The following is a 21,929-nucleotide window of genomic DNA, read 5'->3' as shown; positions in this document are numbered from 1 at the left end:
AGGGTACAAGTCAGTACTAGAGCAACTCACATCCCATTTTGGGAGATTTGTCCACAAAGCCCGGCCCGTGGGGCTTTTGCCAACAAGGAGTGACGTCTGATGAGTACCAAAAAACCGTCTTCGAACAAGAGCCAGATGGCCGGCACCGACACCTTGGATCGTGGCAACACGAACGTCAAACTTGAAAGCCTGGAAAGCTATCGCGATGACGCCACCGATCAGGCATTGCGCACCAATCAAGGGGTGAAGATTGCAGACAATCAAAACACACTGAAAGTTGGCGCCAGAGGCCCTTCGTTGCTTGAAGACTTCATCATGCGCGAGAAGATCACGCACTTTGACCATGAACGCATTCCAGAGCGCATCGTCCACGCCCGTGGCACTGGCGCCCATGGCTACTTTCAGACATACGAAGCCCATAGCGCCTTGACCAAGGCTGGCTTCCTGCAGGACCCGAGCAAGAAAACCCCGGTATTTGTGCGCTTTTCCACTGTGCAAGGTCCGCGCGGCTCGGGCGATACCGTGCGCGACGTACGCGGGTTTGCGGTTAAATTTTTCACCGACGAAGGCAACTTCGATCTGGTCGGCAATAACATGCCAGTCTTTTTCATTCAGGACGCCATCAAGTTTCCTGACTTTGTACATGCGGTAAAACCTGAGCCGCATAACGAAATTCCTACAGGCGGCTCAGCCCACGACACGTTCTGGGATTTCGTTTCGCTGGTGCCCGAATCGGCGCACATGGTCATTTGGGCCATGTCAGATCGGGCTATTCCGAAAAGCCTGCGCAGCATGCAGGGCTTCGGCGTGCATACCTTCAGGCTGGTCAATGCCGAGGGTAAATCCAATTTCGTTAAATTCCATTGGCGCCCAAGTGCAGGCACCTGCTCACTCGTGTGGGACGAAGCACAAAAGCTCGCCGGTAAAGACACCGATTTCCATCGCCGCGATCTGTGGGAAGCGATTGAAGTGGGCGATTACCCTGAGTGGGAATTGGGGGTTCAAATCATTGCCGAGGAAGACGAGCATAAGTTTGAGTTCGACATCCTTGACCCGACCAAACTGATCCCCGAAGAGTTGGTGCCTATCACGCCACTGGGCAAAATGGTGCTTAACCGTAACCCGGACAACTTCTTTGCCGAGACCGAGCAGGTTGCGTTCTGCCCGGGCCATATCGTGCCTGGTATCGATTTCTCCAACGACCCGCTGCTGCAAGGCCGACTGTTCTCGTACACCGATACGCAGATCAGCCGTCTGGGCGGGCCGAACTTCCATGAAATCCCGATCAACCGCCCGGTCGCGCCGTTCCATAACAACCAGCGTGACGCACAGCACCGCAGCACCATCCATACAGGTCGGGCGTCCTACGAGCCTAACTCGATTGATGGCGGCTGGCCGAAAGAAACCCCGCCAGCTGCGCGCGATGGCGGATTTGAAAGCTACCCGGAACGCATCGATGCGAACAAGATTCGCCAACGCAGCGAGTCGTTCAGCGATCACTTCTCGCAAGCGCGGTTGTTCTTCCACAGCATGAGTAAACACGAGCAAGAACACATCATTGCGGCTTATAGCTTTGAGTTGGGCAAGGTCGAACGCGAGCATATCCGTGCGCGTCAGGTAAACGAGATTCTGGCCAACATCGATCTCGAACTGGCCAAACGTGTGGCCGAAAACCTTGGTCTGCCGGCGCCTAAAGCAGGCACCGTGGACGCCCGCAAAACCAGCGTCAGCCAGTCCCCTGCGCTGAGCCAGGCCAACCTGCTGCCAGGCAATATCAAAACCCGTAAAGTGGCGATTTTGGCTGCCAACGGCGTCGATGGTGCCGCGATTGATGCACTTAAGCAGGCGCTGGCGGCGGAAGGCGCGCATGCCAAGTTGCTGGGCCCGACTTCAGCGCCTGTGAAGACAGCTGATGGCAAAGTGCTGCCGGTGGATGCGTCAATGGAAGGCATGCCTTCCGTGGTTTTTGACGCCGTGTATGTGCCCGGCGGCGCCGCATCGATCAAATCGCTCAGCGGCGATGGCGTAGCTTTGCATTACGTACTGGAAGCTTATAAACACTTGAAAGCGATTGCGCTGCACGGCGAAGCCAAGCAGTTGCTGGATGTGTTGCATTTGCAGGCGGATGAGGGGCTGTTGGTGCTCAAGGATACCAAGGACCTCAAGGCATTCTTTGCTGCCATAGGTCAGCATCGTGTCTGGGCGCGTGAGCCGAAGGCCAAAGCAATCCCGGCATAAGGTGAGCCAAAAAAACGCGCTTGCAGAACCTGCAAGCGCGTTTTTTTACGTCGGTAGCCTGTCGATCAAGGCTTGCTTGGAATCAGCACCATTTGCGCGGGGACGTGGCGCACGATGTGGCGGTCAAGCTTGAGGTCGAACTCAGGGTCAAGTTTTTTAACCCGCTTGCTGATCAAGGTCGCCAGCCATGGGTAATCGGCTGTGCGCGGCACTTGCAGCGTGACGGCGCACTGATAATTGACGATGTCTTGCGCGATCAGGTCCAGTTGGTGGCGAAGTTTCTTGATATCGGTGATGTTCAACGCAACAGTCGTGCTTTCGGCTGCCGGGTCGATGACCTTGGCCGGTGGGCGCGCTTCAGCCGCCTTGAGCGCGGCTTCGGCTTTATCCAGCTCGGCTTTGCGCGCATGGGCGATCGCGCTGTTGACGCCGCTAGTCAGGGCGGGCGCCTTGGGCATGAGGGTGCGAGCACGGCTCAACGCGGTGGCTGCCGCGTTCACATCGCCCTTTTGCAGGAAGATCTGACTGCGTTGCAGGTAGGCCTCAGCCAGTTGGCGCTGGTACTGCACCCACTGCGGGTCGTCCGGGGTTTGCGCTTGCAGGGTCGCCAATTCGTCTTCGGCGGTCGCAAGTTCGCTGCTGGCCAAGTTTTGCTCCAGTTGAGCGATGGCCGCGGCACGCTGTTGCTGCGCGAGCTGGTCGGCAGTCGGAGTGCTTTGGCAGGCGCCCAGCAGCACGGTAAATGCGGCAAGGAGCACGTAACGGTAGTTGAACAGCTTCATTCCTGCGGCTCTCTAAGTGCGCAAAAAACGAGCAAGTCTACACCCCTCGACGGGGCAGAACAAAACTCAGCAGAAACAGTGCAGCGGCACACACCACAATCGACGGGCCAGCCGGCGTGTCCTTGAACCACGACAGCGCAAGGCCACCACACACGGCCATCATCCCCAGCACACTCGCGCCAAGGGCCATTTGTTCAGGGGAGCGGGCATGGCGCTGAGCCGCTGCCGCCGGGATAATCAGCAGCGATGTAATCAACAGCACTCCGACAATCTTCATTGCCACGGCAATCACCACAGCAATCAACAGCATCAGGGTCATGCGCAGTGCGGCGACGGGCAAACCTTCGACCATCGCCAGCTCTTCGTGCACTGTAATCGCCAGTAACGGTCGCCACAATGCGACCAATAGCGCCAGCACCGCAGCGCTGCCTCCCACAATCCACATCAGGTCTGTCGGGCTGATCGCCAGCAGGTCACCGAACAGGTAGGCCATCAGGTCAATCCGCACTTCATGCATGAAGCTTAGTACGACCAGCCCGAGGGACAAGGTGCTGGGTGCGAGAATTCCGAGAAGCGTGTCAGAAGCCAGCGGTTGTCGTTGTTGCAAGGTGACCAGAAGAATGGCCAGCAACAGGCAGCCGACCGTCACGGCAATGGCCGGGCTGATGTCCAGCAAGAAGCCCAGGGCAACACCCAGCAGGGCCGCGTGGGACAACGTATCGCCGAAATAGGCCATGCGTCGCCACACCACAAATGACCCCAGGGGGCCTGCAACCACCGCCAAAGCCAAGCCAGCCAGCAGGGCGTAAAACAAAAAATCAGCCATGCTTGCAGCCTTCTCCATGAACGTGTGCGTGCGCTGTTGGAGCGCCTTCGGTTACCACAGAGCCATGCAAGTCATGGGCGTGGTCGTGATGGTGGTGATAAATCGCCAGGCTTTGTGCGTTTTTGCCGAACAGCTCGACGAATGCGGGGTCGCCGCTGACCTGCTCCGGGTGGCCCGAGCAGCAGACGTGACGGTTGAGGCACACCACCTGGTCAGTGGTGCTCATCACCAAGTGCAGGTCGTGGGACACCATGAGCACGCCGCAGCCGTGACGGTCGCGCAAACGGGTAATGAGTGCGTACAACTCGGACTGACCCGCCACGTCCACGCCCTGCACCGGCTCGTCGAGCACCAGCAGTTCAGGTTTGCGCAGCAAGGCCCGGGCGAGCAGCACACGTTGCATTTCGCCGCCGGAGACACTTTGTACCGGGCTGTCGATGACTTTTTCGGCGCCTACTTCTTTCAAGGCTTGCAGTGCCTGAGCGCGATCAACGCCCGGCACCAGCCGCAAAAAGCGCAGCACCGAGAGGGGCAGCGTCGGGTCGACGTGCAATTTTTGCGGCATATACCCCACACGCAGCTTGGGCTTGCGCCAAACACTGCCGTTCGTCGGTTTGATCAGCCCGAGCACCGCTTTGACCAATGTAGTTTTACCCGCGCCATTCGGGCCGATCAGGGTCACAATTTGCCCGGGTTCGACGCTCAGCTCGATATTGTCGAGCACGTTTTGCCCGGAATAGGTCACGGTGACGTGTTCAAGGCGAATCAATGCAGCGCTCATCAAGCCTCCCGGCAACCTGCGCACAGCCCGACCACTTCAACAGTCTGGCCTTCGACAGTAAAGCCGACATCCTGCGCGCTGCTGATAATCGCGTCGCTGATGGATTTTTGCTCCAGCTCAATGGCTGCGTGGCAGGTGCGGCAAATCAGGAACTGGCCCTGATGCGGGTGCTCGGGGTGGCTGCACCCGATAAAGGCGTTGAGTGACGAGATGCGATGCACCAGGCCGTTTTCCAGCAGAAAGTCGAGTGCCCGGTACACAGTAGGCGGCGCAGCGCGGCGTCCGTCTTGCTCGCTGAGTACGGCCAGAATGTCGTACGCGCCCAGCGGCTTGTGGCTCTGCCATACCAGCTCCAGCACACGCTTGCGCAATGCGGTCAGGCGCAAGCCCTTTTGCGCACACAAAGCATCGGCTTCGCTGAGGGCGCTGTGGACGCAATGGGAGTGGTCATGTGGGCGGCTGGCGAGGGGTGTAATAGGCATGGGCGGCGACGATTTCTGAGAGAGACGTTATTATGTTACCCGTTTCAACCACTTCGAGTGCTCATCGTGTCCCGTCTTTTTTCGATTTTTATTGCTTTCAGTGCCTGTTTGCTGGTGATCGGCCCGGCTCAGGCGGACGTCAAGGTGCTCACCAGCATCAAACCCTTGCAGCTGATCGCGGCTGCCGTGCAGGACGGTGTGGGCACGCCGGACGTATTGCTGCCGCCCAATGCGTCGCCACACAGCTTCGCACTTCGTCCATCCGACGTACGGCGTGTGCAGTCTGCCGACCTGCTGTACTGGATTGGCCCGGACATGGAGGGCTTCATGCCGCGGGTGCTTAATGGGCGTGCAGCGCCGTCGGTGTCTGTACAGACCTTGCCGGGCCTTACCCTGCGTCACTTTACCCAAGACAGTCACTCCCATGATGAGGATGCTGCCGAGCATGATCATGATCATCGCCCAGGCACGCTGGATGCCCACCTGTGGTTGGCGCCCGCTAATGCGCGGGTTATCGCCGCCAAAATGGCGACTGACCTGAGTGAGAAAGATCCGGCGAATGCGGCGAAATATCAGCGCAACCTGAAAGCGTTCAACGAACGTCTGGATGCGTTGGATGCGCGCCTGAAGGCCCGTCTGGCGGGGGTCGCCGACAAGCCGTTCTTTGTCTTCCATGAAGGCTACGACTACTTCGAAAGTGCTTACGGCCTCAAGCATGCAGGTGTCTTTAGCGTCGCATCGGAAGTGCAACCCGGTGCTCAACATGTGGCTGCGATGCGCAAGCGATTGCAGCAAGTGGGCAAAACCTGTGTGTTCAGTGAGCCGCCGTTGCGTCCGCGCCTGGCTGAAACACTGACGGCCGGGATGCCCGTCAAGTTGGCTGAGCTTGATGCGTTGGGCGGCTACACGCCGGCGACGGCTCAAGGGTATGAGCAACTGCTGGAGACGTTGGGCAACGACTTGGCGGGCTGTCTGGAAAGCTTGTAAGACGGATCTTTGTAGCCACTGTCGGGGCAAGAGGCGCTGCCTCGACAGTGATGACAAAAGCCGCGCGGTTACAGCGCGAACGGTAGGGCGATGCTGACCTTTTGGTGGGCAGCAAGACGTTGTTCGAACTCGGCCGGGTCGTGAATCAGCACGTCCTGGCCTGCAAACGTCTGTGCCGCAATCAGGCGCGACAGCCAGAAGCGTACACAGGCGACGCGCAGCAGGGTGGGCCACAGCTCGGCTTCGCTGGCGGTAAACGGCCGCAGCGCTGCATAGGCACCCAGCAAGGCGCGGGCACGCGGGGCGTCTATTTGGCCAGCGTCGTCTGCGCACCAGTCGTTCAGTGCAATGGCCACGTCGTACAGCATCGGCCCGGAGCAGGCGTTGTAGAAGTCGATCAGCCCGGTCAGGTGCGTGCCTTCGAACATTGCGTTGTCGCGGAACAGGTCGCCGTGCAAGTTGGCCCGTGGCAGCGCCAGAATCTGTGCCTTGCGCTCGCTGATTTCATCCAGTGCCAGTTGTAGCAAGCGGGCTGCATCAGGCGTCAGGTCTTTTTTCAGCGCGGGGCCTTCGGCCAGCATCCAGTCCAGGCCACGGTCCGTCTTGCGCTCAAGCACCTTGCCGCGGGTTGCCACATGCAAATGACCGAGCAGCTCGCCCACCTGCGCACAGTGTTGAGCATTGGCTTCGCGAATGTGTTTGCCCGCCAGACGCGGTTGCAACAGCGCGGGTTTGCCTTTGAGTTCACGTAAGGCTTGGCCATCCAGCGTGCGCAAGGCATAGGGCACCGGCAAGTCGGCGTCGTGCAGCACGTCCAGCAATTCAATGAAGAATGGCATTTCGTCGATGGGACCACGCTCAACCAGAGTCAGAACGTATTCGCCCTTCTCCAGGCTGATGAAGTAGTTGGTGTTTTCGCTACCCGCGGCAATCCCCTGGAAGTCGAGCAAACGGCCGAGCCCATAAGGCGCAAGAAAAGTTTCCAGCTCGGGACGAGCCAGTTGCGTGAAAACAGACATGGTTAAAACTGCCAGTACGGGCGCCGCGACGGCGCGGCGCCGATTAAAGTTAAGACGCTATTTCCATTCGAAAATTTTCCACGATGGAATCAGCATATCCGGCTGGTCGGAACGGATGTAATTGCCATCTGAACCATCAGCGCGTACCAGAAAGTACGGTTTGCCCCCTTTTGGGGTGACCTTGATGGCGTACAGGAAGCCGTTTTGACGGTACTCCTGGATGGTTTTATCGCCTTCCGTGCGAATGGTGACTTCCGGATCGGCGGAAGGTGCTTCATCTGCCGCGAAGGTTACCAGCGGAATGGCTGCAATCAAGCTGGTGAGCAACAGGCGATTAAGTGTGCGCATGATAACCTTGTCCCTTTGTCGTCATTGGTCCGGACATTCTAGCGCCGGACTCGCCGAAAAGGTTGATCCTGCTCATGAGCCAAGCACCCCTCGTCCTGGTGGACGGTTCTTCATATCTGTACCGCGCTTTCCACGCCTTGCCACCGCTGACCACGTCCAAGGGCCTGCCGACAGGTGCCGTGAAAGGCGTGTTGAACATGCTGAAAAGCCTGCGCAAGCAGTACCCGGACAGCCCGTTCGCGGTTGTTTTCGATGCCAAGGGCGGGACATTTCGCGATGACATGTACGCCGAATACAAAGCTAATCGGCCGAGCATGCCCGATGACATGCGCGTGCAAATCGAGCCCTTGCATGCGAGCGTGATCGCGCTGGGCTTCCCGCTGTTGTGTGTGGAAGGCGTCGAGGCCGACGACGTGATCGGCACGCTGGCGCGCAGCAGCGCCGCGGCAGACCGCCCGGTGGTGATCTCCACCGGCGACAAAGACATGGCGCAACTGGTCGACGGCCACATCACCCTGGTCAACACCATGACCGGCAGTGTGCTGGACGTTGAAGGGGTCAAAGAGAAGTTTGGCGTGACGCCCGAGCAGATCATTGATTACCTGGCGCTGATGGGCGACTCCTCCGACAACATTCCTGGCGTTCCGGGCATTGGCCCCAAGACGGCTTCTGGCTTGCTGGTGGGTGTGGGCGGCGGTCTGGTCGACTTGTATGAAAAACTCGACATCGTTCCGACGCTACCGATTCGCGGGGCTAAAAACCTGCCCGCGAAGCTGGAAGAACACCGGGAAATGGCATTTTTGTCGTATCAGCTGGCCACGATCAAAATTGATGTGCCGCTGGATATCGGCCTTGAGGACTTGCACCTCAAAGCGCCCGATTGCGACAAGCTGATCGAGTTGTACACCGAACTGGAGTTCAAAAGCTGGATCGCTGAAGTCGAGCGAGAAGCCAAACGCGCGGGCCAAGTGATTGTTCATGAAGAGCCGATGACGAGTACTGACAGCGAAGTGCAGTACGAAACCATCCTTGATCAGGCCAGGTTTGATGTGTGGCTGAAAAAGCTGCAGGACGCCAAGCTGATCGCTTTCGATACCGAAACCACGGGTCTGGATGCTCAGCAAGCGCAGCTGGTGGGGTTGTCGTTCGCAGTCAAGCCTGGAGAGGCGGCCTACATTCCACTGACGCACTCCTACATGGGCGTGCCTGAGCAACTGGACCGTGACACTGTACTGCGTGCGCTCAAACCGCTGCTCGAAGACCCGAGCAAAGCCAAAGTCGGCCAACACGCCAAGTTTGATATGAACATTCTGGCCAACTGTGCAATTGGCGGCGATCAGGCGTGCGGGATTGTGGTGCAAGGTATTGCCTTCGACACCATGCTGGAGTCTTACGTGCTCGACTCCACAGCCACGCGTCATGACATGGACAGCCTCGCGCTCAAGTATCTGGGGCACAGCACCACGAGTTTTCAGGACATTGCCGGCAAAGGCGCCAAGCAGCTGACGTTTGACCAGATCTCGCTGGAACAGGCCGGCCCCTACGCTGCTGAAGACGCAGACATCACGTTGCGTCTGCACAATGTGTTGCACGAAAAGCTGCTGGCGATTCCGAGCCTTAACCGTGTGCTTACCGACATTGAGATGCCGCTGGTGCCCGTACTGGCGCGTATTGAACGTCAGGGTGCCTTGGTGGATGCCAAGCTGCTGGGCGTACAGAGCGTTGAACTGGGCGACAAAATGGTTGCGCTTGAACGCCAGGCGTTTGAGATTGCGGGCGAAGAATTCAATCTCAGTTCCCCTAAGCAGCTGGGCGTGATCCTGTACGAGAAGTTGGGCCTGCCCATCATCAGCAAGACGGCCAAAGGCCAGCCTTCGACCGCTGAGGCTGTTCTGGCTGAACTGGCCGAACAAGATTTCCCGTTGCCGAAAGTGCTGATGCAGTACCGTTCGATGAGCAAGCTCAAAAGCACCTACACCGATCGCCTGCCTGAACAGATCAACCCGCGGACGGGGCGGATTCACACCTCCTACCATCAGGCAGTCACTGCGACAGGCCGTTTGTCCTCCAGTGATCCAAACCTGCAGAACATTCCGATTCGTACTGCCGAAGGCCGTCGGATTCGTCAGGCATTCGTTGCCCCACAAGGCTACAAGTTGCTGGCGGCGGACTACTCGCAAATCGAGCTGAGGATCATGGCGCACCTGGCCAAGGATGAAGGGTTGCTGCATGCCTTCCGCAATAACCTGGATGTACACAGTGCGACCGCGGCGGAAGTGTTCGGGGTTGAACTGAGCGATGTCACCACGGACCAGCGACGCAGCGCCAAGGCGATCAACTTCGGTTTGATCTACGGCATGAGCGCTTTCGGTCTGGCCAAGCAAATCGGGGTCGACCGCAAGCAGTCGCAGGCGTACATCGACCGTTATTTCGCACGCTACCCGGGCGTGCTTGATTACATGGAGCGCACCCGCACCCAGGCGGCTGAGCAAGGGTATGTCGAAACGATCTTCGGCCGTCGCCTCTACCTGCCCGAGATCAATGCGAAGAACCCGGCCTTGCGTAAAGGCGCCGAGCGCACCGCGATCAACGCACCGATGCAAGGCACGGCGGCTGACATCATCAAGAAAGCCATGGTGGCGGTGGATAATTGGTTGAGCGCCTCGGGCCTTGATGCGCGCGTCATCTTGCAAGTGCACGATGAATTGGTGCTTGAAGTGCGCGAAGACTTGGTGGATCAAGTGCGCGACGAGGTCCGTGTCCATATGAGCCAAGCAGCGGAGCTTGACGTGCCACTGGTGGTGGAAGTGGGCGTAGGCAATAACTGGGATGAGGCGCACTAATTTGCCGGATTGCCTGCGACTCATCGTCGCAGGCAATTTGCCATTAGTGCTGAAGGGTATTTGCTTAGATCAAAGAGTTTTTAGGCATCTGGAACTAAATCCTTCTTCACCACTCAGATCTGTTGAATGGGTGGTGAAGCCCTTCAATGCTCCTAATGTTGTGTTAAGTGTTGGCAGAATTCTGAACCCCGCCCTAGCGGTTCAGTACTTGAACCCCGAACTTCCCCCTCCCCATACGAAGTCCGGGGTTTTTTTTGCCTGCGATTTGTTACTCGCCTGCTTCCTCTTCGCCTTTATTGGGCAGTTCCATCCAGTTCGCAAGCACCGTGTAGGCTTCTTCCAGGCCCATGCGCTTGGGGGCGGAGAACATTTGGATAGTGACTGCGTCGCCCCAGCCTTTACGGATTTGCGACTGAACTTTGAGCAGTTCACCCTTGGCGGCACCAAACGTCAGCTTGTCGGCTTTAGTCAACAAGATGTGCATCGGCATGCCGCTTTGAACGGCCCAGTCGAGCATCAACTTGTCGAAGTCGGTCATGGGATGACGGATATCCATCATCAAAATCAAACCTTTCAGGCTCTCACGGCTCCCCAGATAGGCTTCCAGGTGGCGCTGCCAGTGGAGTTTCAACGGGATTGGCACTTTGGCGTAGCCGTAACCCGGCAAGTCAACCAGGCGGCGTTCTTCGTCGAGCTGGAAGAAGTTCAGCAGTTGCGTACGGCCTGGGGTTTTTGAGGTGCGTGCCAGGCTGGCGTGTGTCAGGGTGTTCAGGGCGCTGGATTTACCGGCGTTGGAACGCCCGGCAAATGCGACTTCAAAGCCTTCGTCGTCAGGGCATTGATCGACTTTGGCGGCGCTAAGCATGAATTTAGCCTGTTGGCACAGACCGAGAATGGGGTTCTTGAGTTGCATGGGATTTCCGATGTGAGCGGCGTCAGGAATGGACGCGGCGAGCAGTGTCGTTTCCGTTTCAGTGACGCCAGTATATAATGCCGCAGATTTTGTGTGCGCTTTGTCCCAGCGTAGGATGAAGTACACGGGAGCGATTGACCTAGGTTGCGCATTAGAACGCAGCAAGCTCCCAACCCTGAAAGGTCGTTTTATGACTGCTGGCTGTCGGTGTCTTGATGCCGCGAATAGCGCTCAGGCTACACAGGATCCGGAAGCCGTGTACAACCGCGTTTGTATTACCTGACGTTCTGGCCCGCGCCAACCGAACCGAAACCGGTCGTCGGAAAGCCTGAGACTAGAAAGAAAAAGGGTATGGAAGCGCTGGTGCAGCACGTGACCCAGGGTTTCAAGGCGATGCCGCCGCGTGGTTTGTGCATGGACTGCAGTGTCGAGGTTTACCGTAATGATCATCGTGTGATGAATGAGTGAACCCGGCCCATAACTCTTTAACCCTTAGCCGTAGTTGGATTAGCTGATGAACAAATTACTCGTGAGTCTGCTGTTGACCTTGGGCGTCACCGGTGTTGCCCAGGCTGCAGGCACTGCTCTTGTGGGCGATGCTGCTGCCGGTCAGGCAAAAACCGCTGTATGTGGCGCTTGTCACGGTCCCGACGGCAATAGCATGGCGCCAAACTTCCCGAAACTGGCCGGGCAAGGTGACAAATACCTGCTCAAGCAGTTGCACGAAATCAAGGATGGCAAGCGCACGGTGCTGGAAATGACCGGCTTGCTGACCAACCTGAGTGATCAGGATCTTGCGGACATCGCCGCGTACTACTCCAGCCAGAAGAACACGGTGGGCGCTGCCGACCCTGCTTTGGTCGAACGCGGTCAGGCACTGTTCCGTGGTGGGGATATTGAGAAAGGCTTGCCTTCCTGCACCGGCTGTCACTCGCCTGACGGTCAGGGCAACGCGCCTGCCGGCTTCCCGCATCTGGGCGGCCAGCACGCGGACTATATTGAGAAGCAACTGACCAATTTCCGTGAAGGTGAACGTACAAACGACGGCGACACCATGGTCATGCGCAGTATTGCGGCCAAGCTGAGCAACAAGGACATCAAGGCCCTGGCCAGCTACATTCAAGGTCTGCACTAAGGTTTCTAGGGTCGGGCAGCCAGCGCAGAAGCAATGGCAATGGCAATGGCAATGTTAACGATCGTTTAATCCTTGAGTGTGAGTTTAAAAGGGCAGCGTAGGCTGCCCTTTTTTATGGCATCTGCCGTTACACTACCGAACTCAAGACTGCACGGGCCTGTCTGAATACAGGTCACGTGACAGCGACCTTATTTGTCCAGGAGTAAAGCATGCGTAATCTGATCCTCAGCGCCGCTCTCGTCAGTGCCAGCCTGTTTGGCATGTCAGCCCAAGCCGCCGATGTGCCGCTTGAAGCGGGTAAAACCTACATCGAGCTGGCTAATGCTGTTCCGGTCGCTAAGCCTGGCAAGATCGAAGTTGTTGAGTTGTTCTGGTACGGCTGCCCGCATTGCTACGCGTTTGAGCCAGTGGTTAACCCATGGGTCGAGAAGCTGCCTGCGGATGTGAATTTTGTGCGTATTCCTGCCATGTTCGGCGGCCCATGGGATGCTCACGGGCAACTGTTCCTGACCCTTGAAGCCATGGGTGTTGAGCATAAAGTGCACAATGCGGTGTTCGAGGCTATCCAAAAAGAAGGCAAGCGCCTGACCGATCCTGCTGACATGGCTGATTTCTTGGCCACTCAAGGGGTAGACAAAGACAAGTTCCTGGCGACGTTCAATTCGTTCGCCATCAAGGGCCAGATCAACCAAGCGAAAGAACTTGCCAAAAAGTACGAAATCACCGGTGTTCCAACCATGGTCGTCAACGGCAAGTACCGTTTTGACCTCGGTACTACAGGCGGCCCTGAGAAAACCTTGAACGTTGCAGATCAGTTGATTGCCAAAGAGCGTGCGAACAAGGTTGAGCAGTAAGGAGCGCCTTGCTCGTGCGGAGCTGGAAAAAAGAACGCATCGTTGGCCTGCATGAACCGCAGGTCAATGAAGACCATCTGGCAGCCCGCGGGTTGCCGGACGATCGTCGTTTGCGTTTGCTCAGCTTCAATATTCAGGTCGGCAACAGCACTCAGGGTTATCGTCATTACCTGACCCGCAGTTGGCAGCACGTGCTGCCGCACAAGGGGCGCACAGGCAACCTGGACAGAATCGGCAACGTATTGAGCGACTTTGATCTGGTTGCGCTGCAAGAGGCGGACGGTGGCAGTCACCGTTCCGGCTACATCAATCAGGTCAAGTATCTGGCCCAACAGGGCGAATTTCCTTACTGGTATCAACAACTCAATCGCAATCTCGGTCGCCTGGCCCAGCACAGCAACGGGGTGCTCAGCCGCTTGCGTCCTACTGCGATTGAAGACCATCCCCTGCCCGGCCCTGCGGGTCGAGGCGCGATCCTCGTGCGTTTCGGTGAAGGGGCGGACGCTCTGGTCGTCGTCATGATGCACCTGGCGTTGGGTACCAAAACCCGCACCCTGCAACTGGCGTATGTGCGCGAGCTGATTGGCGATTATCAACACCAGATATTGATGGGTGACATGAACACCCATGCCAGTGATCTGTTGCACACGTCGCCATTGCGCGATTTAGGATTGCTGGCCCCGCAAATGGAGGCCACCTTCCCCAGCTGGCGTCCCCAGCGTTGTCTTGATCATATTTTGCTCAGTCCAACCTTGACCCTGGAGCGGGTTCAGGTGCTGGACCAGCCCATTTCAGACCATTTACCGGTCGCGGTTGAAATACGTTTGCCCGGCTCGGTGGGTGTCGACTCACTGCCCGCGTTGAGTTCCCCCGCCAGTGAGCCCCCTGCATGACCGCCGACGACGCCAAGCGCTGGAAAGAGAAGTACCTTAAAAGTATCGAACAACAAGAAAAACTCGAGCGTCGCTGGAATGCACGCCTCGACTTGCTGCGCCGTGGGCTGGTGCGCAGTACGTTGGCCGCCGAAGGTTCTGATCGTACAGTCGATCAGTGCATGAAAGAGATGCGCGAGGCGGTGCGCACGGACGAAATGGACGCCGCGCTGGCGGCCCTTATGCCTCGCCTTGAAAAGGCCGTGCTCGACTCTGAGCAGCGCCGGGAAACCCGGGTCGAACAGATCAGTACTGCGCTCAACACGCTGGTGAATCAGTTGCAGGCGCTGCCATTGCCCAAGGACGTCAGAAAGCCCCTTAAGACCTTTGCCAAGCAACTCGACAGCCGCGTGACTCAGGCGCGTGAGATCCCGCTGCTTTTGGGTGAGTTGAGTGCTTTGCAGGGGCAGGCGCTAGCGCCTCAATTGAACGATGCAGAGCCGCCGAAACCGGGCTTGCTGCAACGTTTGTTTGGCAGCGCCGAGGCTGAAAAGACTGCACCTGAGCCTGAAACGCCCGGCCCTCAGCCAATTAGCGCCGCCCCGGAGCTTCTCAATGCAGAACCCGTTCCATTGCACTCTGCGCCTGCTGGCGAGCCTGCGCCTGCACCACATCACGAGGTTGAAGTAGCCAACGTGCCGGAGCAGGCACCCGAGCAACCCCAGCCCTCGGCCATTGAAGCCGAAATCCTGTCGCTGCCACCGCTTGAGCCTGTCGCACACGTTGCAGGTGCCGAGGTGCCCGAAGCGATCGCAACCGAAGCAGATGAGGCGTCGAGCGGCGCGCTGGAGTCGGTGGTCGCCCAGGCTGAAGCCGAGCGTGTCCAGGCGCAGACACCACCCATTCCAGCATCCCCGGCCCTCGAACCTGAACCTGACGCGCTTGAGCAGCCAAGCCCTGAAGAAGACCCGGTTTACGCGCTGCCCGACACCCCTGAGCCCTCCTACAGCTCGGTCGCGACACACATTGAATCAACATTGCTGGGCCTGTTGAATGATCTTTCGTTGCCCGAACATCATCGGCCGCAAGCTGAAGCCATGCGCAGCCGTCTCGAAAAAGGGTTGAACTGGTACGAATTGCTGCCCATCCTCGACGATCTTGCGGTTTTGATGCTGGCCATTACGGACAGCGGTCAGCATGAGTTCGAAGCCTATCTCAAGCAATTGAACGAGCGACTCGAGTCCTTTCAGGGCAACCTTCAAGCCGCCAGCGAAGGCCATGCTGAGGGGCGTACCGCAGCGGATGACATGCACACCCAACTGCGTGAGCACGTTGACGATCTGCAGAACAGCGTGCAAGACGCCGCGGACCTGAACAGCCTTAAACACATCCTTGAAAGCCGGTTGGAAGGGTTGCTGGGCACTATGGACCAGCATCAGCAACAGCGCGATGCCCGTGAGCAGGAAGTGGCTGCCCACCTGCAAGGCCTGGCTGAGCGTGTAGCGCATATGGAACAAGAAGCCCAAGGCTACCGCGAGCACCTTGAAGAGCAGCGCCAAAAGGCCCTGATCGATCCTTTGACCGGCTTGCCCAACCGGGCGGCGTGGGGCGAGCGACTGGCCCACGAGGTAGAACAATGGCAACAACACGGCAACATGCTGCTGGTGGCTATGCTCGATCTGGACCACTTTAAGCGCATCAACGATGGCTATGGTCATTTGGCGGGCGACAAGGTTTTGAAGATCATCGCCACGCAATTGCGTAAACGCTTGCGCCCCAACGACTTTATTGCCCGCTTTGGGGGTGAGGAATTCGTCCTGTTGATGCCCGCTACGGCCCTGGCTGTGGGGGTGCAACTGGCCAACAAGTTACGTGCTGCAATCGAGGCATGCCCGTTTCACTTTAAGGGTGAGCCCGTGACCGTCACGGTTTCAATCGGTTTGGCCGCATTTAAGCCCGGCGAACGCAGTGACCAAGTCCTTAAACGTGCAGACGAAGCGCTTTACCGGGCCAAGGCGGCGGGTCGCAACACCATTGAACAGGGTTAAACGCCAGCCTTACGTTATGCTGTTGCCTGTCTGCCTCTAACGTTAAAGCTCAAGCCATGAAATTTATCACCCTGATCTTGTCTGCCCTGCTGCTGGCCGGTTGTGCCAGCGGGCCACGCATGGACACCAATCATCCGTCGGTCAACTACGACAGCCGTGTGCAGTTCATCGTGCTGCATTACACATCCACCTCGCTGGAGCGCTCGCTAGAGTTGCTCACCCATGGTCCTGTGAGCAGCCATTACCTGATAGGCGACACCCCGCCGACCCTTTACAAGCTGGTGGATGAAAACCAGCGCGCCTGGCACGCCGGCGAAAGCCAATGGAAAGGCCGCACCTGGCTGAACTCAAGTTCCATCGGCATTGAAATCGTCAACAAAGGCTTCCGTGACACGCCTCAAGGCCGCGTCTGGTACCCGTACACCGAAGGTCAGATCCAAACCCTGATCGCTCTGCTCAAAGACATTTCCACGCGTTACAAGATCGACCCGCAAAACATCATTGGCCACAGTGATATCGCACCGACGCGCAAGCTCGATCCCGGGCCGTTGTTCCCGTGGAAACGTTTGGCAGAGGCAGGCTTTGGCGTTTGGCCTAATGCCCAGGCAGTGGCTCGCGCTCAGGCCGTGTATGCGCGGCAACTGCCGAGCATTACCTGGTTTCAACAGCAATTGGCCTTATTCGGTTACGAAACCCCGCAAACCGGAGAGCTGGACGTCGCCACGCGGCACGTTCTGGCGGCGTTCCAGATGCGCTTCCGGCCCACCCGCTTTGATGGCACTCCGGACGCAGAAACAGCAGCTATTTTGAATGTGCTGAACACCACCAAATAGCCTCAGGAACAGGGTTTGGCTTCAAGATGCTGTATCAACCATCAGTTGATCTCAACATTCGATTTGGTGGATGACTTTGGCACTGGTTACAGCAGCCTGGCGTACCTGCGCACCTTGCATCGATAAGGTGTTCATTGATGCATTGGATTACACGGCCAGCAATGGCGTAGCGCCGCACATCATCGGCATGACCCGCGCCGTGCACATGACGTGTGAGCGGCGCCTATATAGGTAGGGCCATATAGAACTGCGTGCCCTGGCCGGGGCGAGAGTAAACGCCGATTCGCCCGCCGTGCAATTGCACAATTTCCTTGCACAACGCCAACCCCAGCCCGGCGCCGCCTTTCTTGCGCCCTACTTGCACGAAAGGCTCAAAAATACGGCCTTGCTGGCTGTACGCGATGCCTTCGCCATTGTCCTCGACGCTGATAATTACCCGTTCGCCATGGCGTCGCGCTTGCAGGCGGATCTGACCGCCGATGGTGGTATGGCGTAAGGCGTTGTCCAACAGGTTGTCCAGCACGCGCTCCAGTTGGGCCTGATCGGCATTCAGGCGCGGCAGCGGCGTTTGCAGATCAATCAGGATCTCGACATCTTTGGCCGCCGCCCGATCAGCAAAGCGCGCATGCGCTTGATCGAGCATCTCGTGCAGATCGCAGGGGGCCAATGTCAGTTTTTGCATGCCGTTCTGGTAGCGAGAGAAGTTCAGCAAGTCATTGATGAGCTGCATCAACCGCTGCATTTCTTCATTCACCGTATTGAGCAAATCGGCTTCTCGCGATTGGGGACCGAAGTGCGCCCGCTCCAGAAACAGGCCAAAGGCCATGTGCATGCCGGTCACCGGTGTGCGCAACTCGTGCGAGGCCCGCAGGACAAACTCACTGCGAACGCGCTCAAACGCCCGCTGCTCGGTGACATCATGCAGCACCATCACCGCACCCAGAATTGGTCCATTGGGCTGGCTTACCGGGGTCAGGCTGTACGTCAGCAGGCGTGTTTCACCTTCAATGTCGACGCTCAGGTCTTCGGGCAAGCGTTCCAGACTGCCCCCGCGCAGCACTGTGAGCAATTGCTGATCCAGCTCCGGCCGGCTCAGTGCTTCGCCCAGTCGCTGGCCCAATCGCCCCTCGTCCCAACCTAATTGGCGCTGCGCGACCGGGTTCAAGTGTTCCAGGCGACCTTCCTGATCGATCATCAATAACCCGTCGTCAATGCTGTCGAGCACGGCTTGCAAACGTTGCTGGCCTGCCAGCAGTTCATCAACGTTGGTTGCCTGATGCTGGCGCAAAGCCTCCGCCATAATCCCGAAGCGACGTGTCAGCAGGTTCATCTCGGTGGCAGATGAGAGCGGTAAGACCACCTCGAAATTGCCTTTGCCGATGTTGTCGGCCGCTTTGGCCAAGGCCTCAATGGGCGCCCCAAACCGACGGGCGATGCCATGGGCAGTAATGAAGCCGATTATCAGCACGGCGATACCAACCAGTCCGAGTACAGTCGCTATCACCATCGCCCGATCCCGTGCCTGCGCCTGGGCGGTATTGATCGTTTCCAGCGCTTTGCGGTGCTCGTCAATCAGGCCGTTGCGCAGGGCATTGAAGCGCTGAGTGAGTTCATTGTCGTTGCTCAGGCTTATGCCCTTGTGGTGCGGCTGGTTAAAGGCTTGCATGAAGCTTTCATAATCTGCCCGGGCTTTGGCAAACCCGCTGGGCAAGTCATGTTTACGCTCGTGCTCAATGCCCTCATTGAGCAGTTTCATGTACTGCTCGGACGAGGCTTTAAGCGCTGGCGTATCGGGCTCGTTATGCAGCATCAGGATCAGTTGATCGCCCAGGGTCTGGCGAAGCTTGAGACCCAGGTCCAGGGTGATGAAGTTATTGCGGATCAACGCTTCCTGGGTTTTAGCCATTTGCATCACGCCGAACACCCCGAGCACCAACCCCATCAGCGCCACAGTAATCAGCGCAGAAATACTCAAAAACAACCGTGTTCGTAGCTTGATCGCGAGTTTCATCGAAGAGTACTCACAGGTTGTACTGCTTGCGTTTGCGGTACAACGTAGAAGCATCGATACCGAGGGTTTTGGCCGCTTGATCGAGGGTGTCACTGGTCGCCAGAACAGCGCCGATGTGCGCTTTTTCCAACTGGTCGAGGCTTAAGGCAGCTCCGATACGTGGGGCGTTGGGTGTGGTTTGCTCGGCCATGCCCAAGTGACTCACTTCAACCACTTCTTGTGGGCAAATGATGCTGGCGCGTTCGACCACGTTGCGCAATTCGCGAATATTGCCTGGCCATCGGTAATTGGCCAGCGCCTGACGCGCCTCCTCGCTGAAGCCCCGTGCGGGCCGTGCATACTCTTTGACGAAACGTGCCAGAAAACGGTCGGCCAGGGTCAGAATGTCTTCGCTGCGCTCGCGTAAAGGCGGCAAATGCAAAGTGATGACATTCAAGCGGTAGAGCAAGTCCTCCCGGAAACGGCCCTCGCGCACCATGTCTTCAAGGTTGAGGTTGGTGGCCGCCAGAATGCGCACATCGGCACGCCGTGTAACCGGGTCGCCGACGCGCTCATATTCTTTGTCCTGAATGAAACGAAGCAGTTTTGGCTGCAACGCCAGCGGGAAGTCACCGATTTCATCCAGGAACAACGTACCGCCGTCTGCCTGATTGACGCGGCCCAAGGTGCTTTCGCTGGCGCCGGTGAACGCGCCTTTGGTGTGGCCGAACAATTCGCTTTCCATCAGTTCGGCCGTCAGCGACGGGCAGTTAATGGTGACGCAGGACTTCTTCGCCCGTTTGCTCCAGCCGTGAATGGCGCGAGCCAGTTCACCTTTACCCGTACCCGACTCACCCAGAATCAGGATATTGGCGTCGGTGCTGGCGACCTGCCGCGCTGTTTCCAGCACGACCATCATTGCCGGACTGTGGGAGTCCAAGCCGTCTTTAGGCTTGCGCACTTCCCCTTCCAGCGCCTCCAGGCGTGCCGATAGCTGACGCACTTCAAGTTGCTTGGCCGTGGCCAGCCGCAGTTGATCCGGGCTGCACGGTTTAACCAGATAGTCCGCCGCGCCTGCCTGAATCGCGTCGACGGCGGTGTCTACAGCGGAATGCGCGGTGACGATTACCACGCGCATCCACGGCGCTTGAACCCGCATCTGGGCCAGCACATCCAGGCCGTTGTCCTCACCCAGGCGTAAGTCCAGAAAACACAAATCAAATACTTGGCGTTGCAACAAAGCCTCGGCCTGCGCGGCGCTGTTGGCCGTCGCAACGGTGTAACCCTCATCTTCGAGGCAGTAGCGGAATGTACGCAGGATGGCGGACTCATCGTCGACCAGCAGAATGCGGCCCTGTTGCTCTTTGGCTGACTCCATTTCCTACGTTCCTTAGTAAGTGATGTTGGTTAGTGTCGGAATAATCGGGCAAGTTGCATGATTTTTCACGAATGATTGAAAGGCTAGCAGGGTAGCCACTTGCCTGCATGCTGTAACTCACTGATTTCACGCGATTTTCAGTGGCTGCGGTGGTCAATTACTCCTACTAAAACAATTGCATTGTGCCATCCCTTCCTGCCACGGGTTGAATGCGAGCAGGATCAGTCGTGCATAACGCCCGACCCAACATCTCTGCATCGTGCAGGATGCTCGCTCACGCAATTGTCTATCTCTTTTAACATATTGATTTATAAGGTTTTTATTCGAATTTAAAACTTGGCATGCAGACTGCAATAACGCCTGTAACGCAGTCTTCCAGCATTCAACGCTGGCGGCCTCAACCCAACAATGACCACCGAGTGGCAGGAGTCTGAGCATGAATCGTCTAGGTCTATCCCGCATTCGCCTTTCTTCGCTTCATCTTCAACAAGGCCTGTTCGCCAGTTTGGCGCTTCTGGTCACGTTGATCGGTGGTCAGCAGCTCGTACGTTTTGAGCATGCGACACAACCTGTACAGACTGTTTTGCACCAACCCGCCCAGCAGACGCACTTCAGTGCGATCGGCTCGAGCGCCGAGGTGATCTCCGGTTACGCCCTGACAGCGGCCGATGAGACGCAAATCGCAAATACCGAAGTGCCGCAGGAACGTTGGGTGTTTTAAGTGTTCACAACCTTGAGACCCTTTCGGGCTTGAGACGCTGCATCGAGATCGACACGCTTTCCCACAGTAATAAGGAGAATCACCATGTTGAGTTGGGCAATTACCTTTCTGATTATCGCCATCATCGCAGCCGTTCTGGGCTTTGGTGGTATCGCGGGCACCGCCACCGGTATCGCCAAAATTCTGTTCGTCGTCTTCCTGGTGATGTTCGTGGTGTCCTTCATCTTTGGCCGCCGCGGTCGAGGATAACCATGTTTAACCGATCCTTTAAGGCAATGGCCGCTGCCCTGTTGATGGGCGGCAGTGCCATGGCGCTGGCAGCCAATGATGGCCAGTCCCGTGCCAACGACCTGTTAAATGACCCCGCGTACCGGGACACATGGCAAGCCGTGGTCCAAAAGGAAGAGCGCCTTCCGGAATGGGTGATGAACCTGTCGGGAAGCGCCAAGCAGATGAACGCGTTGACTGAAGATGGCGATGCCTACCTGGTCGGGCCTCTTTGTGAAACCGCGCAGACCTGTTTGAACAAGCGTCTTATCGTGGCGGTCAGCCTCGACAAGAAGCACGCTTACGGCATGTTGGTCGAAGTGCCAGCAGGTTTGCCGGCTGATAAGTCGCCGACGCGTCATGCCGATTATCGATTCTTGGGTCAGCCTGATGCCGGTATGCAAGCACTGCTAAAAGAACAATTGAAGAAAGACCCTAACTGGTACTAACCCGTTGGGCAGTTTCTTCAGCTGTTGATGAGTAAAAAAGCCAAGGTTATGCCTTGGTTTTTTTTCGTCTGAAAAATCTCCTTTTTATTCGTAAAACCTTACTGCGACTCAAATTTTTGAAAAAAATGTGGCTTCAGCGACCCTTGCGGACGTCGACCTTCTA

General features: G+C 57.4%; 21 protein-coding genes and 1 pseudogene. 13 read left to right on the top strand and 9 right to left on the bottom strand.

The features are described from left to right. Positions 1 to 99 precede the first annotated feature (99 nt). Positions 100 to 2,238 carry a catalase HPII gene (gene katE, locus HBN68_RS01805; RefSeq protein ID WP_169962336.1) on the top strand — a complete coding sequence of 713 codons (2,139 nt, stop codon included), beginning with the start codon at positions 100 to 102 and terminating at the stop codon, positions 2,236 to 2,238. 65 nt (positions 2,239 to 2,303) lie between these two features. Here the strand turns inward: katE and HBN68_RS01800 are convergent, their stop codons facing one another. From HBN68_RS01800 to HBN68_RS01785, 4 genes are read right to left on the bottom strand one after another with little or no spacing between them, the layout of a single operon-like run. Next, positions 2,304 to 3,020, bottom strand: a complete 717-nt coding sequence (locus HBN68_RS01800; protein ID WP_094991776.1) for a PA5502 family lipoprotein — start codon at positions 3,018 to 3,020, stop codon at positions 2,304 to 2,306. Positions 3,021 to 3,057: 37 nt separating this feature from the next. Then, positions 3,058 to 3,846: a zinc ABC transporter permease subunit ZnuB gene (znuB, locus tag HBN68_RS01795; protein WP_094991775.1), complete on the bottom strand. Its 789-nt coding sequence runs from the start codon at positions 3,844 to 3,846 to the stop codon at positions 3,058 to 3,060. Beyond that, positions 3,839 to 4,627, bottom strand: coding sequence for a zinc ABC transporter ATP-binding protein ZnuC (gene znuC / locus HBN68_RS01790; RefSeq protein ID WP_094991774.1), 789 nt, complete (start codon positions 4,625 to 4,627; stop codon positions 3,839 to 3,841). Before znuC ends, znuB begins: the two co-directional genes overlap by 8 nt. After that, positions 4,627 to 5,109 (bottom strand): Fur family transcriptional regulator, encoded by a 483-nt coding sequence (locus HBN68_RS01785; protein WP_094991773.1) that lies wholly within the window; start codon positions 5,107 to 5,109, stop codon positions 4,627 to 4,629. The genes znuC and HBN68_RS01785 overlap by 1 nt, the downstream gene beginning before the upstream one ends. Before the next feature lie 66 nt (positions 5,110 to 5,175). On the opposite strand from HBN68_RS01785, the gene HBN68_RS01780 reads away from it, so the two are divergent. Next, a complete protein-coding gene (locus HBN68_RS01780) occupies positions 5,176 to 6,096 on the top strand; it encodes a zinc ABC transporter substrate-binding protein (protein WP_169962335.1) in 921 nt (306 codons plus the stop codon). A 68-nt stretch (positions 6,097 to 6,164) separates the two neighbouring features. On the opposite strand, the gene HBN68_RS01775 is transcribed toward HBN68_RS01780, so the two are convergent. After that, entirely contained in the window at positions 6,165 to 7,115 is a 951-nt protein-coding gene (locus HBN68_RS01775) for a homoserine kinase (protein ID WP_169962333.1), read from the bottom strand. Positions 7,116 to 7,172: 57 nt separating this feature from the next. Continuing rightward, positions 7,173 to 7,463 (bottom strand): DUF2782 domain-containing protein, encoded by a 291-nt coding sequence (locus HBN68_RS01770; RefSeq protein ID WP_094991771.1) that lies wholly within the window; start codon positions 7,461 to 7,463, stop codon positions 7,173 to 7,175. Between the two features lie 74 nt (positions 7,464 to 7,537). Between HBN68_RS01770 and polA the strand changes: the two genes are divergently transcribed. Then, positions 7,538 to 10,306, top strand: a complete 2,769-nt coding sequence (gene polA / locus HBN68_RS01765; protein ID WP_094991770.1) for a DNA polymerase I — start codon at positions 7,538 to 7,540, stop codon at positions 10,304 to 10,306. A gap of 268 nt (positions 10,307 to 10,574) precedes the next feature. Here polA and yihA read toward each other — a convergent pair whose 3' ends face one another. After that, complete coding sequence (gene yihA / locus HBN68_RS01760) at positions 10,575 to 11,219, bottom strand: ribosome biogenesis GTP-binding protein YihA/YsxC (RefSeq protein WP_169962332.1); 645 nt, start codon at positions 11,217 to 11,219, stop codon at positions 10,575 to 10,577. A gap of 215 nt (positions 11,220 to 11,434) precedes the next feature. Between yihA and HBN68_RS01755 the strand changes: the two are divergent. The 7 genes and pseudogenes from HBN68_RS01755 to HBN68_RS01725 all read left to right on the top strand — a co-directional run bounded on the left by HBN68_RS01755 (position 11,435) and on the right by HBN68_RS01725 (position 17,196). Further along, positions 11,435 to 11,676: pseudogene (locus HBN68_RS01755) on the top strand (cytochrome c5 family protein). A gap of 57 nt (positions 11,677 to 11,733) precedes the next feature. After that, entirely contained in the window at positions 11,734 to 12,354 is a 621-nt protein-coding gene (locus HBN68_RS01750; protein ID WP_094991768.1) for a c-type cytochrome, read from the top strand. Positions 12,355 to 12,563: 209 nt separating this feature from the next. Continuing rightward, the gene (gene dsbA, locus HBN68_RS01745; protein ID WP_169962331.1) at positions 12,564 to 13,208 is read left to right on the top strand and encodes a thiol:disulfide interchange protein DsbA; all 645 of its coding nucleotides are present in this window, start codon (positions 12,564 to 12,566) and stop codon (positions 13,206 to 13,208) included. A 14-nt stretch (positions 13,209 to 13,222) separates the two neighbouring features. Next, the gene (locus HBN68_RS01740; protein WP_169962330.1) at positions 13,223 to 14,101 is read left to right on the top strand and encodes an endonuclease/exonuclease/phosphatase family protein; all 879 of its coding nucleotides are present in this window, start codon (positions 13,223 to 13,225) and stop codon (positions 14,099 to 14,101) included. Then, complete coding sequence (locus HBN68_RS01735) at positions 14,098 to 16,128, top strand: GGDEF domain-containing protein (RefSeq protein WP_169962329.1); 2,031 nt, start codon at positions 14,098 to 14,100, stop codon at positions 16,126 to 16,128. The genes HBN68_RS01740 and HBN68_RS01735 overlap by 4 nt, the downstream gene beginning before the upstream one ends. 56 nt (positions 16,129 to 16,184) lie before the next feature. After that, entirely contained in the window at positions 16,185 to 16,961 is a 777-nt protein-coding gene (locus tag HBN68_RS01730) for an N-acetylmuramoyl-L-alanine amidase (RefSeq protein WP_094991764.1), read from the top strand. A 70-nt stretch (positions 16,962 to 17,031) separates the two neighbouring features. Next, a complete protein-coding gene (locus HBN68_RS01725; RefSeq protein WP_169961975.1) occupies positions 17,032 to 17,196 on the top strand; it encodes a hypothetical protein in 165 nt (54 codons plus the stop codon). On the opposite strand, the gene HBN68_RS01720 is transcribed toward HBN68_RS01725, so the two are convergent. Both HBN68_RS01720 and algB read right to left on the bottom strand, forming a co-directional pair. After that, positions 17,185 to 18,972: a KinB sensor domain-containing domain gene (locus HBN68_RS01720; RefSeq protein ID WP_169962328.1), complete on the bottom strand. Its 1,788-nt coding sequence runs from the start codon at positions 18,970 to 18,972 to the stop codon at positions 17,185 to 17,187. The genes HBN68_RS01725 and HBN68_RS01720 overlap by 12 nt on opposite strands. Before the next feature lie 10 nt (positions 18,973 to 18,982). After that, positions 18,983 to 20,329 carry a sigma-54-dependent response regulator transcription factor AlgB gene (algB, locus tag HBN68_RS01715; protein ID WP_094991762.1) on the bottom strand — a complete coding sequence of 449 codons (1,347 nt, stop codon included), beginning with the start codon at positions 20,327 to 20,329 and terminating at the stop codon, positions 18,983 to 18,985. A 436-nt stretch (positions 20,330 to 20,765) separates the two neighbouring features. On the opposite strand from algB, the gene HBN68_RS01710 reads away from it, so the two are divergent. The 3 genes from HBN68_RS01710 to HBN68_RS01700 all read left to right on the top strand — a co-directional run bounded on the left by HBN68_RS01710 (position 20,766) and on the right by HBN68_RS01700 (position 21,766). After that, complete coding sequence (locus tag HBN68_RS01710) at positions 20,766 to 21,050, top strand: hypothetical protein (protein WP_169962327.1); 285 nt, start codon at positions 20,766 to 20,768, stop codon at positions 21,048 to 21,050. 84 nt (positions 21,051 to 21,134) lie between these two features. Then, on the top strand, positions 21,135 to 21,299 hold the full coding sequence (locus HBN68_RS01705; protein WP_019828122.1) for a DUF1328 domain-containing protein: 165 nt from the start codon (positions 21,135 to 21,137) through the stop codon (positions 21,297 to 21,299). A 2-nt stretch (positions 21,300 to 21,301) separates the two neighbouring features. After that, entirely contained in the window at positions 21,302 to 21,766 is a 465-nt protein-coding gene (locus HBN68_RS01700; RefSeq protein WP_169962326.1) for an inhibitor of vertebrate lysozyme family protein, read from the top strand. Positions 21,767 to 21,929 lie beyond the last annotated feature (163 nt).

The organism is Pseudomonas sp. WS 5078 (genome assembly GCF_012985745.1).
GTDB lineage: Bacteria > Pseudomonadota > Gammaproteobacteria > Pseudomonadales > Pseudomonadaceae > Aquipseudomonas > Aquipseudomonas lundensis_A.
This window is presented reverse-complemented; position numbering and strand designations above follow the sequence as displayed.

What these genes read in the sequence shown, in the direction of transcription:
- katE (WP_169962336.1), top strand. Translation starts at nt 100, where the DNA reads ATGAGTACCAAAAAACCGTCTTCGAACAAGAGCCAGATGGCCGGCACC.
- HBN68_RS01800 (WP_094991776.1), bottom strand. Translation starts at nt 3,020, where the DNA reads ATGAAGCTGTTCAACTACCGTTACGTGCTCCTTGCCGCATTTACCGTG.
- znuB (WP_094991775.1), bottom strand. Translation starts at nt 3,846, where the DNA reads ATGGCTGATTTTTTGTTTTACGCCCTGCTGGCTGGCTTGGCTTTGGCG.
- znuC (WP_094991774.1), bottom strand. Translation starts at nt 4,627, where the DNA reads ATGAGCGCTGCATTGATTCGCCTTGAACACGTCACCGTGACCTATTCC.
- HBN68_RS01785 (WP_094991773.1), bottom strand. Translation starts at nt 5,109, where the DNA reads ATGCCTATTACACCCCTCGCCAGCCGCCCACATGACCACTCCCATTGC.
- HBN68_RS01775 (WP_169962333.1), bottom strand. Translation starts at nt 7,115, where the DNA reads ATGTCTGTTTTCACGCAACTGGCTCGTCCCGAGCTGGAAACTTTTCTT.
- HBN68_RS01770 (WP_094991771.1), bottom strand. Translation starts at nt 7,463, where the DNA reads ATGCGCACACTTAATCGCCTGTTGCTCACCAGCTTGATTGCAGCCATT.
- polA (WP_094991770.1), top strand. Translation starts at nt 7,538, where the DNA reads ATGAGCCAAGCACCCCTCGTCCTGGTGGACGGTTCTTCATATCTGTAC.
- yihA (WP_169962332.1), bottom strand. Translation starts at nt 11,219, where the DNA reads ATGCAACTCAAGAACCCCATTCTCGGTCTGTGCCAACAGGCTAAATTC.
- HBN68_RS01750 (WP_094991768.1), top strand. Translation starts at nt 11,734, where the DNA reads ATGAACAAATTACTCGTGAGTCTGCTGTTGACCTTGGGCGTCACCGGT.
- dsbA (WP_169962331.1), top strand. Translation starts at nt 12,564, where the DNA reads ATGCGTAATCTGATCCTCAGCGCCGCTCTCGTCAGTGCCAGCCTGTTT.
- HBN68_RS01735 (WP_169962329.1), top strand. Translation starts at nt 14,098, where the DNA reads ATGACCGCCGACGACGCCAAGCGCTGGAAAGAGAAGTACCTTAAAAGT.
- HBN68_RS01730 (WP_094991764.1), top strand. Translation starts at nt 16,185, where the DNA reads ATGAAATTTATCACCCTGATCTTGTCTGCCCTGCTGCTGGCCGGTTGT.
- HBN68_RS01725 (WP_169961975.1), top strand. Translation starts at nt 17,032, where the DNA reads ATGACTTTGGCACTGGTTACAGCAGCCTGGCGTACCTGCGCACCTTGC.
- HBN68_RS01720 (WP_169962328.1), bottom strand. Translation starts at nt 18,972, where the DNA reads ATGAAACTCGCGATCAAGCTACGAACACGGTTGTTTTTGAGTATTTCT.
- algB (WP_094991762.1), bottom strand. Translation starts at nt 20,329, where the DNA reads ATGGAGTCAGCCAAAGAGCAACAGGGCCGCATTCTGCTGGTCGACGAT.
- HBN68_RS01710 (WP_169962327.1), top strand. Translation starts at nt 20,766, where the DNA reads ATGAATCGTCTAGGTCTATCCCGCATTCGCCTTTCTTCGCTTCATCTT.
- HBN68_RS01705 (WP_019828122.1), top strand. Translation starts at nt 21,135, where the DNA reads ATGTTGAGTTGGGCAATTACCTTTCTGATTATCGCCATCATCGCAGCC.
- HBN68_RS01700 (WP_169962326.1), top strand. Translation starts at nt 21,302, where the DNA reads ATGTTTAACCGATCCTTTAAGGCAATGGCCGCTGCCCTGTTGATGGGC.